This window comes from Corynebacterium minutissimum, from assembly GCF_016889765.1.
GTDB classification, from domain to species: domain Bacteria; phylum Actinomycetota; class Actinomycetes; order Mycobacteriales; family Mycobacteriaceae; genus Corynebacterium; species Corynebacterium minutissimum_B.
Genome location: NZ_CP069533.1, coordinates 113,045 through 126,490, shown reverse-complemented (window position 1 = coordinate 126,490; position 13,446 = coordinate 113,045). Strand labels below are relative to the sequence as shown.

13 protein-coding genes are annotated in these 13,446 nt (G+C 59.0%); all 13 read left to right on the top strand.

Features of this window, described 5'->3' with window-relative positions; translation table 11 throughout:
- Nucleotides 1-235: 235 nt before the first annotated feature.
- Nucleotides 236-757 carry a translation initiation factor IF-3 gene (infC, locus tag I6J26_RS00575; protein WP_082013933.1) on the top strand — a complete coding sequence of 174 codons (522 nt, stop codon included), beginning with the start codon at nt 236-238 and terminating at the stop codon, nt 755-757.
- Nucleotides 758-793: 36 nt separating this feature from the next.
- Entirely contained in the window at nt 794-988 is a 195-nt protein-coding gene (rpmI, locus tag I6J26_RS00570; protein ID WP_039675593.1) for a 50S ribosomal protein L35, read from the top strand.
- Nucleotides 989-1,044: 56 nt separating this feature from the next.
- Nucleotides 1,045-1,428: a 50S ribosomal protein L20 gene (rplT, locus tag I6J26_RS00565; RefSeq protein WP_039675591.1), complete on the top strand. Its 384-nt coding sequence runs from the start codon at nt 1,045-1,047 to the stop codon at nt 1,426-1,428.
- A gap of 84 nt (nt 1,429-1,512) precedes the next feature.
- Nucleotides 1,513-2,733, top strand: a complete 1,221-nt coding sequence (locus I6J26_RS00560) for an alkaline phosphatase (RefSeq protein ID WP_239121803.1) — start codon at nt 1,513-1,515, stop codon at nt 2,731-2,733.
- 131 nt (nt 2,734-2,864) lie between these two features.
- A complete protein-coding gene (locus I6J26_RS00555; RefSeq protein WP_115024355.1) occupies nt 2,865-3,665 on the top strand; it encodes a TrmH family RNA methyltransferase in 801 nt (266 codons plus the stop codon).
- A 97-nt stretch (nt 3,666-3,762) separates the two neighbouring features.
- Nucleotides 3,763-4,809: a phenylalanine--tRNA ligase subunit alpha gene (pheS, locus tag I6J26_RS00550; RefSeq protein ID WP_115022308.1), complete on the top strand. Its 1,047-nt coding sequence runs from the start codon at nt 3,763-3,765 to the stop codon at nt 4,807-4,809.
- 27 nt (nt 4,810-4,836) lie between these two features.
- Entirely contained in the window at nt 4,837-7,359 is a 2,523-nt protein-coding gene (pheT, locus tag I6J26_RS00545; RefSeq protein ID WP_115022307.1) for a phenylalanine--tRNA ligase subunit beta, read from the top strand.
- 151 nt (nt 7,360-7,510) lie between these two features.
- Nucleotides 7,511-7,963 carry a hypothetical protein gene (locus I6J26_RS00540; protein WP_115022306.1) on the top strand — a complete coding sequence of 151 codons (453 nt, stop codon included), beginning with the start codon at nt 7,511-7,513 and terminating at the stop codon, nt 7,961-7,963.
- A gap of 177 nt (nt 7,964-8,140) precedes the next feature.
- Complete coding sequence (gene argC, locus I6J26_RS00535; RefSeq protein WP_115022305.1) at nt 8,141-9,184, top strand: N-acetyl-gamma-glutamyl-phosphate reductase; 1,044 nt, start codon at nt 8,141-8,143, stop codon at nt 9,182-9,184.
- Between the two features lie 54 nt (nt 9,185-9,238).
- Nucleotides 9,239-10,396 (top strand): bifunctional glutamate N-acetyltransferase/amino-acid acetyltransferase ArgJ, encoded by a 1,158-nt coding sequence (argJ, locus tag I6J26_RS00530; protein ID WP_115022304.1) that lies wholly within the window; start codon nt 9,239-9,241, stop codon nt 10,394-10,396.
- A gap of 20 nt (nt 10,397-10,416) precedes the next feature.
- Complete coding sequence (gene argB / locus I6J26_RS00525) at nt 10,417-11,352, top strand: acetylglutamate kinase (protein ID WP_115022301.1); 936 nt, start codon at nt 10,417-10,419, stop codon at nt 11,350-11,352.
- The gene (locus I6J26_RS00520) at nt 11,349-12,527 is read left to right on the top strand and encodes an acetylornithine transaminase (protein ID WP_115022299.1); all 1,179 of its coding nucleotides are present in this window, start codon (nt 11,349-11,351) and stop codon (nt 12,525-12,527) included. The genes argB and I6J26_RS00520 overlap by 4 nt, the downstream gene beginning before the upstream one ends.
- Nucleotides 12,524-13,441 (top strand): ornithine carbamoyltransferase, encoded by a 918-nt coding sequence (gene argF / locus I6J26_RS00515; RefSeq protein WP_115022296.1) that lies wholly within the window; start codon nt 12,524-12,526, stop codon nt 13,439-13,441. Before I6J26_RS00520 ends, argF begins: the two co-directional genes overlap by 4 nt.
- Nucleotides 13,442-13,446 lie beyond the last annotated feature (5 nt).

The following is a 13,446-nucleotide window of genomic DNA, read 5'->3' as shown; positions in this document are numbered from 1 at the left end:
CCCGTAGCGCCTCCTCCAGGAGGTACTTGGGCCGCAAGCGGAGTTTCTCCCACCCGAAGCCGCGTTGCACATGAGATTACATTCAGTGTGAGCGCAGGATAAAGGTAAAAGAGTAGGCACCACGACAGTGGTGCGTGCTTGTTAGAGACTCCCGGTTGCCAGTGGCACCCGGGATTTATTCGTTTGTGGTCACGGTAGGCGCACTACTAGCCCCCCACAATCGAGGAGAACCACAATCAGCGCTGAAGCTCGCATTAATGAGCGCATCCGAGTACCCGAGGTCCGTCTTGTTGGCCCCGGTGGTGAACAGGTGGGCATCGTCCGCACTGACGATGCTCGCAAGCTCGCATACGAAGCCGACCTTGACTTGGTCGAGGTGGCACCGAACGCGAAGCCGCCCGTAGCCAAAATCATGGATTACGGCAAGTTTAAGTACGAGCAGGCTCAAAAGGCCCGCGAGTCCCGTAAGAACCAGCAGCAAACTGTGGTGAAGGAACAGAAGTTCCGTCCGAAGATTGATGATCACGATTACGAGACCAAAAAGGGCAACGTGGTGCGCTTCCTGGAGAAGGGTTCCAAGGTCAAGGTGACCATCATGTTCCGAGGCCGTGAGCAATCGCGTCCGGAACTTGGTTTCCGCCTGTTGGAGCGTTTGGCTGACGACGTCGCAGAGATTGGCGTTGTGGAGTCGCGCCCCAAGCAGGATGGTCGCAACATGACCATGGTCCTGGGACCTGTCCGCAAAGGCAAGAAGTAGACCACGCTCCACTTAGGATTTAAGGATTTAATTCTCATGAAGCAGAAGACTCACAAGGGCACCGCCAAGCGCATCAAGGTGACCGGCTCCGGCAAGCTGCGCCGCGAGCAGGCTAACCGCCGCCACCTCCTCGAGGGCAAGCCGTCCAAGCGTACCCGTCGCCTGAAGGGCACCGAGGACGTTGCCAAGGCAGACACCAAGCGCATCAAGCGCCTCCTCGGCCGCGCATAGTCAGCGCCGAACTCCCCATCCCCACACACTCACAATCAAGATAAGGAAGTATTACTGTGGCACGAGTAAAGCGCTCAGTTAACGCCAAGAAGAAGCGCCGCGCGATTCTGAAGTCCGCCAAGGGCTACCGTGGCCAGCGTTCCCGCCTCTACCGCAAGGCTAAGGAGCAGTGGCTGCACTCCATGACTTACGCTTACCGCGATCGTCGCGCCCGTAAGTCCGAGTTCCGCAAGCTGTGGATCCAGCGCATCAACGCTGCTGCTCGTATGAACGACATCACCTACAACCGCCTCATCCACGGCCTGCGCCTGGCTGAGATCGAGGTTGACCGCAAGATGCTCGCTGAGCTGGCTGTCAACGACTTCGAGGCTTTCTCCGCTCTGTGTGAGGCTGCAAAGGCCGCACTGCCGGAGGACGTCAACGCTCCGAAGGCTGCCTAAGCGCCTGCCGTAGAAGCATTATCGAGCCCACCGCTCCCATTGTCTGGAGGCGGTGGGCTTTGTGCGTTGTGCGGAGGACCCGGCATGTCGCACTACGGCATGAAGGAAGAAAACATGTCCGAGCGCGCCAAGAAGCAGGGGAAGTCTGCTGGTGTTGCCTACTCTGAGGCCACACCTGCTGCATGGGCAGCACACAACATGGACCGCGACAAGCTGCAGGACATCACCAAGGAGATGCTGAACAGTGATCTTGACCTCGTGATGGCGGCCGGCCACCCCTTCTACAACAATGACCACGAGAAGCTTGATACTCCAGACTACAGCTTCATTTACGAGGAGGATTACGCCAAGCTCTCTGAAGGCAAGCTGGACTGGAACTACTTCGAATCCAACGATGACTTCAAGAGCATGGCCGAAGGCGATGTTGAACCCGACAAGAAATACTGGGTCATCGCGCCGATAGGTTCTACCCTTCAGAATTCCCGCACGGGCGAGGCAGAGGCACCCTATTCGGATGAGCTCAATGATGTCGTTGATCTTCCCACCATGACCACGGGTGCCCTTAATGCTCTGGGCCAAGACGAGGATGGCTTCTCCGTCATGATTGAGGGCGGTGCCATCGACTGGACTGGTCACGGCAACAACCCAGTCCGCGATATTGAAGAGACTCAGGATTTCAACAAGGCTGTTGATGCGGCCATCGAATGGGTAGAGAAGAACTCCTCCTGGGAGGAGACCTTGCTCATCGTCACCGCTGACCATGAAACCGGCTACCTCTCTGGTGCTAATGAGGTGCCGACGGAGAAGAACCCGCAGGCCGATAACAAGTTCAACGCCATGGAAGGTGCCAAGGACGAGGTTGCCCGTCACGGCTGGTACTCCGGTCAGCACACTAACCAGCTCGTCCCATTCTTCTTCAAGGGTGCTGGTGCCGAGGACATCAAGGCACATGCTGCTGGAACTGACCCGGTGCGTGGTGACTTCATTGACAACACCACGGTGGCCAATCTGGTCTTTGATGAGTGGTGGTCCAATGACGCTGCCAAGCCGAGCGAGGATTCCACGACGGAGCAATCTCCTCAGCCCGCACCGTCTGAAGACAACAAGCCCTCCGAGCCCTTCAAGGAGCCAAAGCCAGGGAAGGATGCTGGAAGCAGCAAGAACTTCGGTGCCGGTGTGGCAACAGGCATGGGAATCCTTGCCGCTGTTGTAGCCGCACTCGCTGCGTTTGCGCAGCAGACAGGCTTGGTTAACGTCAACGTAAAGGCACTGACACAACTGGCTCAGCGCGTCGGTTTGCGCTAAGCCTGACGTGTGATTGCACAGGGGGACGGTTCTCGGCACCGTCCCCCTTCCTCATTCCCAGTGCTCTTGCGCAGTCCAGGCGAGCAGAGAAGGACTTTTCAATGCCAAGGTCGGTGGGTACCGTCAAAGCTATGGAACTAGATTTCTCGTCCGCGTTTACTGAACGCACCCCACGCGTGGTCAACGCCGCCAAACTACACCGCGCAGCCAACCGAAGGAAGGCTGATCGTTTCATCATTGAAGGCGAAAACGCTGTGGACGCAGCCGTGTCAACGGGGGCGGCGACGGATGTCTTCGTGACGGAGAAAGCTGCAGAACGCTTCGCACACATCGTGACCACCTGCAGCTACATGGATGTGTACGTGCATCCGATTACTGACAAGGCCGCGAAACACCTCTCGGATACGGCGACGAGCACTGGACTCTTTGCAGTGTGCCGCCCAGTTCTGTGGACCCCCGGCAAGATTCTGGCAGGAAAACCGAAGCTGGTATCTGTCCCGGTACTGACCTCTGAGCCCGGTAACGCGGGAACCCTGATCAGAACGTCTGATGCGATGGGCGCTGATGGAGTTATCTTCGCCGGTGAAACCGTAGATCCTTTAGGCTGCAAGGTAGCGCGCGCTTCAGCAGGTTCGCTCTTCCACATTCCTGTAGCCCGTGACCCCAACATCAAGGACGTGCTGGGTAAACTACGTGCTTCCGGGATGCAGGTGCTAGCTACGGCTGCCGATGGCGAGGTAGACCTAGCTGATGCAGACCTGTCACAGCCCACGGCATGGCTGTTTGGCAACGAAGCGCATGGTTTGGGGGATCTCAAGGATGAGGCGGACATGCGCGTGCGCATTCCCATCCTCGGCCGCGCTGAGTCTTTGAACCTTGCTACGGCAGCCAGCATCTGCCTCTACGAGTCCGCCAAGCAGCAGGCAAACTAGCCTCGTTATCGCAGGAGGGCTGGTGGCCACACGAGTCAGGCAGCACGGTAAGATGGCTGCCGTTAGTTTTCGTGCGAGAAGAAGGTAATTTAGGCACGTGTCCGACACACCTCAGATCGAATTGACCGAAGAGGCCCTCGAGGCAGCCGCGCAGAAGGCCATCACCGCCTTTGAAGCTGCACATGACCTTGAGGAGCTCACCGCTGCCCGCCGCGAGCACCTCGGAGACAGCGGCTATATTCCGCAGGCCCGACAGTCCTTAGGGCAACTGCCCAAGGATCAGCGCAAGGATGCTGGCCGCGCGGTGAACATGGCCCGCGGCAAGGTAGAGAAGTCCTTTTCACAGATTCGTGAAGTCCTTGAGCAGCAGGCCCGCGCCGCCCAGCTCAAGGCGGAGAAGGTTGACGTCACGATTCCGACGACCCGCGCGCAGACCGGTGCACTCCACCCCATTACCGCGTTGTCCGAGCGCATTGCCGACATTTTCGTGGGCATGGGTTGGGAAATCGCTGACGGCCCTGAGGTGGAAGCTGAGTACTTCAATTTCGACGCCCTCAACTTCAAGCCGGACCACCCAGCTCGTACACTGCAGGACACCTTCCACGTGGGCCAGGAAGGTTCCAAGCAGGTGCTGCGCACGCACACTTCTCCGGTGCAGGTACGGACCATGTTGGAGCGCGATGTACCTCTCTACATCGCTTGCCCGGGGCGAGTTTTCCGCACTGATGAGCTGGATGCTACCCACACTCCGGTCTTCCACCAGGTGGAGGGCCTCGCCGTGGATAAGGGCCTAACTATGGCCCACCTGCGTGGCACCCTGGAGCACTTGGCCAAGGTCCTCTTCGGCCCGGAGACCACCACTCGCATGCGCGTGAACTACTTCCCGTTCACTGAGCCCTCCGCTGAGATTGACGTGTGGTTCCCCAACAAGAAGGGCGGCGCCGGCTGGATTGAGTGGGGCGGCTGCGGCATGGTCAACCCCAACGTGCTGCGTGCCGTGGGCATCGACCCGGAGGAATACACCGGCTTCGCCTTCGGCATGGGCCTGGAGCGTACATTGCAGTTCCGCAATGGTTTGACCGATATGCGCGACATGGTCGAAGGCGATGTCCGCTTCACCCTGCCCTTCGGTGTGCAGGCATAAGAACCCAGAAAGGATAGAGAAGAAACAATGCTTATTTCCCAAGACTGGGTCACCCGCATCCTAGGCTCCGCACATTCTGATTGGACCGTGTCTTCTGAGGAGCTCGATTCCGGCTTCGTCCGCGTGGGCTTTGAAACCGAAGGTTACGAGGCGCTCCCGGAGACCACTGGTCCGCTTGTCATTGGCCAAGTTGTCGAGATTGAAGAACTTACCCAGTTCAAGAAACCAATCCGTTACTGCCAGGTCAACGTTGGCCAGGCAAACGGCACTGGTGAGTTGCAGGGCATTATCTGTGGTGCCCGCAATTTCCGTCTCAACGACTATGTCGTGGTCTCTCTGCCGGGAGCTGAGCTGCCGGGTGGCTTTAAGATTGCCGCACGTGAGACCTACGACCACATCTCGAATGGCATGATGTGTTCCGCCGCCGAGCTCGGTTTCGGCCCGAAGGCTGATGGCATCATTGTCCTTGGTGATGAGGTCGCGGACAAGGTAGGGCAGGACGCCCGCCCGATTATCGGCTTGGCTGACACCGTCTTCGATGTCAACATCACCCCAGACCGCGGTTATGCGCTGTCCGCCCGTGGCCTTAGCCGTGAAATTGCCTCGGCCTTCGATCTCACCTTCCCGGACGTGGCTCAGGACCCGAGCGTGGCCGGTGTTGATACCACGGCAGTTCCGGAGGCACAGGGCACGCTTATCGACGTTGACCTGCGCGACGAAACTAAGGCCCAGCGTTTTGGCCTGCGCAAGGTGTCAAACATCGATCCGACTGCACGCACCCCGTTCTGGATGGAGCGCGAGCTTATGTTGTCCGGTCAGCGCAGCGTCAACGTTGCCACCGACGTCACTAACTACGTCATGCTGCTCCTTGGTGCCCCGATGCATGCCTTCGACGCCAACGTCGTGAGCGGAGATCTTGTGGTCCGCAATGCTGCGGAAGGGGAGAAGTTCGAAACACTCGACCACGTCACACGCGAGCTGTCCGCCGGTGATGTGGTGATTTGCGATGACAACGGTATCCAGTCCCTGGCTGGTGTGATGGGTGGAACGACCTCCGAGGTCTCCGATGCGACCACGGACGTCTACTTCGAATCCGCTATCTGGGATCCGATTACTGTGGCCCGTACCTCGCGTCGCCACAAGCTGTCGTCGGAGGCCTCCCGCCGCTTTGAGCGTGGTGTTGACCCCGCCATTGTGGAGATCGCCCTCGACGTAGCCTGCGCGTTGCTGCAACAGATCGCCGGTGGCACTATCGAAGCCGGCCGCACGCTCGTGGGGGACATCGCCAAGCGCGAGCCCATTACCCTACGTACCACCAAGCCCAGCGAGTACGCCGGTGTGGAGTACTCCCGCGAGACCGTCGTGACGCGTCTTGAGGAGGTCGGTTGCACTGTCATCGATAACGGTGAGACCCTCGAGGTCACCCCGGCGACGTGGCGCACTGACATCGGCATGGACGTGGACCTTATCGAAGAAATTCTGCGCCTCGAAGGTTTGGAGGATATTCCCACCGTTCTTCCTACCCCGGCAGGTGGTCGCGGATTAACCCCAGCACAAAAGCGCCGCCGCGCTATCGGCCACGGCCTGGCTTATGCAGGTTATGCCGAAGTGCTGCCGTCACCGTTCGTCGCCAACGACACCTTTGATACGTGGGGTCTGGATAAGGACGATGCTCGCCGTCGGACCGTTGCCGTTCAGAACCCACTGGAAGCAGACAAGGCAGTGCTGTCCACAACGCTGCTTCCCAACATGCTGGAGGCGATTGCCCGCAACGTTGCCCGTGGTCGCCATGACCTTGCGCTTTTTGGTCTCCAACAGGTGGCCTTTAGGCGCGCAGAAGCCTCGCCGATGCCGTCGGTCGAATCTCGCCCGTCTGACGAGGTTGTGGCTGAGCTGCTGGATACCTTGCCGGAGCAACCGCTGCACGTGGCAACGGTGGCCACCGGCAATATTGAGCACGAGGGGCCGTGGGGAGCAGGACGTGCTTACAGCTATGCCGATGCCATCGAGTCCGCCCGCCAGGTGGCTCGTGCCGCTGGCGTCGATGTAACTGTGAAGGCAGCGGAGCAACTGCCGTGGCACCCGGGCCGCTGTGCGGCCATCGTGGTGGCCGGACAAGACGGTGAAGAGAACATCGTAGGCTACGCAGGTGAGCTGCACCCGCAGGTCCTCGAGGCGCTTGAGCTTCCGCCGCGTACTTGTGCCATGGAGCTTGACGTCACCGCATTGCCTCTGGATGAGAAGTTCCCGGCACCGGTACTGTCCTCGTTCCCGGCGCTGCATCAGGACATTGCTCTGGTCGTCGATGAGGAGACTCCCGCTGAGCAGGTTCGCCTGGTGGTTGAAGAGGGCGCCGGTGAGCTTCTGGAGTCTGTGGAACTCTTCGATGTCTTCCGTGGCGAGCAGCTTGGTGAGGGCAAAAAGTCCCTAGCGTTCCAGCTGCTCTTCCGTGCCGGTGACCGCACGCTGACGGATGATGAGGTTAACGAGCACCGACTTGCCGCTGCTGAGCTGGCAAAGCAGCGCTTGGGTGCTGAGATGCGCGCCTAACGCTTAACCCTAGCGGCTGGTATGGGGCGGCCGGGAGAATCTCGGAGGACGCCGAGGGTCGGGGAGCGATCCCCTTCCCATGGCGCAGGTGTGGGCTGGGCCATAAGCTAAGCGGCACAGCGTTTCCCACACTGAAAGGATTATCCTCGCTATGCGATTTGTTTCTCGTCTTGCCGCCACTGCCGCAATCGGCAGTGCTTTGGCTGTCGCGCCTTTGGCCTCAGCCAACCCCACACACGGTTTTTCAAACGCCGATGGCACAGTAACCTGCGATGCCACCAACGTCAACGGCACCTACATCAGCTGCCTTTCCTCTGGTGCACGAGAAACCCGTCCAGAGTGCAACCCGCCGAACGAGTTGGTTCCACAGTTCAGCTACTACGCCGGCCGTTCTCACGCCGGATGCTGGAACCAAGGCATGGTGGCTGAACAGTTCAAGCACCTGCAGCCGGGCCAGATTCACCAGTTCAACGAGGTGACCGTCGTGGCCGATAACCAGGGCGGCCTGCACTTTGTGGGCCCCAAGGGCTACTTGGGTTACGCCGGCAAGAAGGCGGTCTCGGGCCCTGAAGGTATGGGCTCCATCTCCTCCCGCGCCTTCTAAGTCGCCCCTTATACATTCCCTATCCCTTTTCGACTTTCCTTTCCTTCACCAACACCCGGAAAGATCCACGCTCAAAGTGGTGATTTCCGGGTGTTGGTGATCTTAAGATGAGATAAACAGGGATCCGATTCGCTGAATAACATACGGTCCACTGCATTATTTGCTAGGGTGAGCTCCATGACTATTTCAGTAGCAATCGCAGGAGCCACAGGGTACGCAGGCGGTGAAATCCTGCGCCTGTTGCTCTCTCACCCGGCCTATCTCTCCGGCGAACTGCGTATCGGCACACTTGCCGGGCATTCCAACGCGGGGCAACACGTGTCTGAACTCATGCCGCATCTGCCGCAGTTGGCAGACCGCGTCATTGAGGACACCACGCCAGAAACTCTCGCCGGACACGACATCGTATTCCTCGGCCTGCCCCATGGTCACTCAGCAGAGATTGGCAGGCAGCTAGGGGAGTCCGTCACTGTGATCGACTGTGCAGCGGATTTCCGGCTGCGCAATAAAGCTGATTGGGATGCCTACTACGGCGGAGACTATGCCGGCTCATGGCCATATGGCATACCGGAGGTCCCCGGCAACCGTGAGAAACTTCAGAGCAGCAACCGAGTTGCCGTGCCGGGGTGTTTCCCCACCGCGATAACCCTAGGCGCCTTGCCGGCAGTGGCGAAGAAGCTCATTGAGCCAGAGCTTTCCATCATCGCGATTACGGGCGTTTCCGGAGCTGGAAAGAAGGCGTCAGTTGCCCAGCTGGGCGCGGAAACCATGGGAAACCTCAAAGCCTATAAGCCTGGAGGAACCCATCGACACACACCCGAGGTCGTCCAGAACTTGCAGCCATTCACCGACGACACTGTATCGGTGAGCTTCACACCCGTCCTTGCCCCGCTGCCCCGCGGCATCCTGGCAACGATCACGGCGCCGCTCAAGGGGGACGTCGATAAGCGCAGCGTCCATGAGGTCTTCCGTAACTATTACGCTGACGAGCCCTTCTGTCACGTGTTGGACGAAGGAAAGCAGCCGGAAACGCAGAACGTCGTCGGCACCAACATGGTTCATATCCAAGCGCACGTGGATGAGAAAGCACAGCGCCTGATTATTACCGCCGCGCTGGACAATCTATGCAAAGGCACTGCGGGTGCGGCCGTCCAGTGCATGAACCTGACCCTGGGGTGGGATGAAACTCTTGGTCTTCCGCAAGCGGCCGTGGCGCCTTAAGCCCCACCGCAAAGCCTCGAGTACTACCTCTCACATTTTCAAGGAGACACACTGATGATTACCACTCCCGCTGGTTTCATTGCTGGAGCAACAACTGCTGGAATTAAGCCCTCTGGCAAGCCCGATATGGCGCTCGTCATTAACCAAGGTCCCAATTATGATGCCGCAGCCGTGTTTACCCGAAACCGTGTGGTTGCCTCCCCCGTGAAGCTTTCCCGTGAGGCGGTGGCAAATGGTCAACTTCAGGCGGTCATTTATAACTCCGGAAATGCTAACGCCTGCAACGGCGTGCAGGGCGATAACGATGCTGCGGCCATGGTGGCGGCGGTATCCGAACGAACTGCTATCCCGGCTGCTGACATCGCTGCATGTTCGACGGGTCTGATTGGTGAAGTGCTGCCGATGGACAAGGTCCTGGCTGGTATTGAAGATGTGGCAGGCAACCTCGGTGCGGAAAAGGCACATGGAAACGCGGCCGCGGAGGCCATCATGACGACCGATACGGTGGTCAAGGAAGCAACCTTTTCCGGCAATGGCTGGAGCATAGGTGCGATGGGCAAAGGCGTAGGTATGATGGCGCCGTCCCTCGCCACCATGTTGGTGTGCCTGACTACCGACGCTTCCGCCAGTTCACAAGCCCTTCAGTCAGCGCTGCGCAAGGCATGTGACCTGACCTTTAATACGTTGGATGTGGATGGTTCGACCTCGACCAATGACACGGTCATCATTATGGCTTCGGGTGCATCGAGCGTCGAACCAAGTCAAGAGGAATTGGACGCTGCGGTTCTTGCTGTGTGCTCCGATATTGCGGATCAACTGCAGGCCGATGCCGAAGGCGTGACCAAGCGCGTCACGATCACGGTGGAAGGCACGGCTAATGACGAACAAGCACTCAACGCTGCGCGTACCTTAGGGCGCGACAACCTCTTCAAGTGCGCCATGTTCGGCTCTGATCCGAACTGGGGCCGCGTGCTTGCAGCAGTCGGCATGGCAGACGCTGACATGGATCCAGACAATATTTCGGTTTTCTTCAACGACCAGGCGGTGTGTCTTGGGTCCACCGGTGCCCCCGGTGCCCGCGATGTGGACCTTTCCGGGACGGATATTGATGTCCGCGTAGATCTAGGCACCGGTGGCCCAGGTTCGGCCTTCGTGCGGACTACTGACCTTTCCCACGATTACGTGGAGATCAACTCCGCGTACAGCTCGTAGAGCCCAACAGAGGAGTAGTGATGATTCAAGGATTGACGAGTGCGGACCGCGCCACTGTGCTCGCGGAAGCACTACCGTGGCTGCAGCATTACCGCGACAAAATTGTCGTGGTGAAGTACGGCGGCAACGCCATGGTGGATGAATCGTTGAAGGCAGCCTTTGCCGCTGACATGGTGTTCCTGCGCACCGTAGGAGCGAAGCCCGTCGTCGTGCACGGAGGTGGGCCGCAGATCAACGAGATGCTGGGCAAGCTGGGCATTGAGGGCGAATTCAAAGGTGGGTTCCGGGTCACCACGCCGGAAATTGTGGACGTGGTACGCATGGTGCTCTTTGGCCAGGTGGGGCGCGGTCTGGTTAATCTCATCAACTCCCATGGCCCCTATGCCGTGGGAACATCCGGTGAGGATGCTGGACTGTTTAGTGCCCGCAAGCGCCTCGTGGACGTCGATGGCGTGCCGACTGACATCGGAATGGTGGGCGAGATTGTGGACGTTAACCCCGAAGCCGTTATGGACATTATCGAAGCCGGGCGGATACCGGTGGTCTCCACTATTGCGCCCGGCCAGGATGGCGAGGTCTACAACATCAACGCGGACAGTGCAGCAGGTGCGCTAGCCACGGCATTGGGCGCGGAGCGCCTCGTCATTCTCACCAACGTGGAAGGGTTGTATACCGACTGGCCTAACCGCGATTCATTGGTGTCCAAGATTGAAGTTGCGAAACTCAGAACCCTGCTGCCGGGACTAGATTCTGGAATGATTCCCAAAATGGAGTCCTGCCTGATGGCGGTGGAGGGCGGTGTCAATGCCTCCCATGTCATTGACGGCCGCATTGCCCACGCCGTTCTTCTGGAGCTGCTCACCATGGGCGGCATCGGAACGATGGTGCTGCCCAATGAGTATAAGCGCGAGGACTATCCCGAGGGGACGGTCTTTAGGAAGGACGATACACAGTGACTGAGCACAAGAAACTTACCGAACGGTGGGGCGAGGTTCTGAGCAACACCTACGGCACTCCGCCGGTTGCCTTGGTGTCCGGTCGCGGCTCCACAGTCACCGATGAGGACAGCAAGGACTATATCGACCTGCTGGCGGGCATCGCGGTGAGCTCATTGGGATATGCCCACCCCGCCATCGTGGAGGCAGTAAGTACGCAGGTAGCCACGCTGGGGCATGTTTCTAACCTCTTTGCCAGTGCACCGGTAGTGGAAACCGCCACCAAGCTCCTCGAAAAGCTGGGGGACAACGATGCCCGCGTGTTTTTCTCTAACTCGGGCGCTGAGGCAAACGAAGCAGCCTTTAAGCTCGCACGCCTGACTGGGCGCCGCCGCATCCTCGCAGCGCACCACGGTTTCCATGGCCGCACGATGGGGTCGCTGGCTATGACTGGTCAGCCGGGCAAGCGTAAGGCCTTCGAACCTTTTCCGGGCGGAGTGGAGTTCTACACCTATGGTGATATTGACTACCTCACTACGTTGGTAGAGCAGGATCCAGAGAACACTGCCGCCATCATCCTAGAGCCTATACAGGGCGAGACCGGCGTGATTCCGGCGCCTGAGGGCTTCTTGACTGCTGTGCGTGAACTGTGTGACGAGCACGGCATCCTCATGATCGTCGACGAGGTCCAGACCGGCGTGGGACGTACCGGGGATTTCTTTGCTTTCCAACACGAGGATGTTCTCCCAGACGTTATTACTATGGCCAAAGGTTTGGGCGCTGGTATGCCGATTGGGGCCACGATTGCGCGAGGACACGCACAGGGACTATTTACCCCTGGAAGTCACGGGACCACCTTTGGGGGAAATCCGGTGTCCTGCGCGGCCGCGGCGGCGGTACTGGATTGTGTTGATGAGTCCTTCCTCAACGAGGTCACGCGGAAAGGCCAGTGGTTGGCACACGAGGTGGGAAACTCCCCGGTTGTCTCTTCTGTGCGTGGGCGAGGGCTTATGCTAGGTGTTGTATTAAATAAACCGGTGGCGAAGGAGGCTGCGGCCGTGGGATTACAGCACGGACTCATCCTCAACGCCCCGAGCAGCGAGGTCCTTCGATTGACCCCGCCGCTGGTGATTACTGATGACGAACTCGCGCAGGCAGTTGGCCGCCTGCATAAAGTATTGGAGGAAGTTGGATGAGTCCACGCCATTTCCTGGCTGATGACGACCTCACACCGCAGGAGCAGGTCGAGGTTCTTGACCTTGCCCTGAAACTCAAGCAGGACCCCTTTTCCGCGCGTCCGCTTGAGGGGCCGAAGTCGGTAGCGGTGCTGTTCGATAAGACGTCGACCCGCACGCGTTTTTCCTTCGAGGCGGGTATCGCCGCATTGGGTGGTCACGCTATCGTCACCGAAACCAAGTCCACCCAGATGGGCAAAGGTGAGACCTACCAGGACACCGCTGCGGTGCTATCCCGCTTCGTGGAGGCCATCGTGTGGCGCACCTATGCGCACCAGAATCTCCTTGACATGGCGGAAACCTCCACTGTTCCCATCGTGAATGCTCTCTCTGATGACCTGCATCCGTGCCAGATTCTGGCGGATTTGGTGACCTGCCGCGAGAACTTCGGGGACCTAGCCGGCCGCAAGGCCGTGTACTTGGGCGATGGCAACAACAACATGGCGAACTCCTACATGCTCGGCTTTGCCACCGCTGGTATGGAAATGGTCATCATTGCTCCGGAAGGTTTTCAGCCGCAGCAGCAGTTTGTTGACCGTGCACGCCAGCGCGGTGACGTGACAGTGACAGATTCCCTCGCGGCACTTGAGGGCGCTGACGTCGTCATCACGGATACGTGGGTATCGATGGGGCAGGAGGACGATGGAAAAGATCGCCGAACCCCGTTCCTGCCATATCAGGTCAACGCTGAGGCCATGGCCCGTGCCAAAGAGGATGCTATCTTCTTGCACTGCTTGCCGGCGTACCGCGGAAATGAGGTGACTGCTGAGGTCATCGATGGCCCCCAGTCCCGTGTCTTCGACGAGGCGGAGAATCGCCTTCACGCCCAGAAGGCGCTATTGGTATGGCTTCTGGCTCACCAGGAGGAGAATTAATTCTT

Bases quoted from the DNA above. Each gene is read 5' to 3' on its own strand.
- I6J26_RS00540 (WP_115022306.1), top strand. From the start codon at position 7,511: ATGCGATTTGTTTCTCGTCTTGCCGCCACTGCCGCAATCGGCAGTGCT.
- argJ (WP_115022304.1), top strand. From the start codon at position 9,239: ATGATTACCACTCCCGCTGGTTTCATTGCTGGAGCAACAACTGCTGGA.
- argF (WP_115022296.1), top strand. From the start codon at position 12,524: ATGAGTCCACGCCATTTCCTGGCTGATGACGACCTCACACCGCAGGAG.
- pheT (WP_115022307.1), top strand. From the start codon at position 4,837: ATGCTTATTTCCCAAGACTGGGTCACCCGCATCCTAGGCTCCGCACAT.
- I6J26_RS00555 (WP_115024355.1), top strand. From the start codon at position 2,865: ATGGAACTAGATTTCTCGTCCGCGTTTACTGAACGCACCCCACGCGTG.
- I6J26_RS00560 (WP_239121803.1), top strand. From the start codon at position 1,513: ATGTCGCACTACGGCATGAAGGAAGAAAACATGTCCGAGCGCGCCAAG.
- argC (WP_115022305.1), top strand. From the start codon at position 8,141: ATGACTATTTCAGTAGCAATCGCAGGAGCCACAGGGTACGCAGGCGGT.
- argB (WP_115022301.1), top strand. From the start codon at position 10,417: ATGATTCAAGGATTGACGAGTGCGGACCGCGCCACTGTGCTCGCGGAA.
- rpmI (WP_039675593.1), top strand. From the start codon at position 794: ATGAAGCAGAAGACTCACAAGGGCACCGCCAAGCGCATCAAGGTGACC.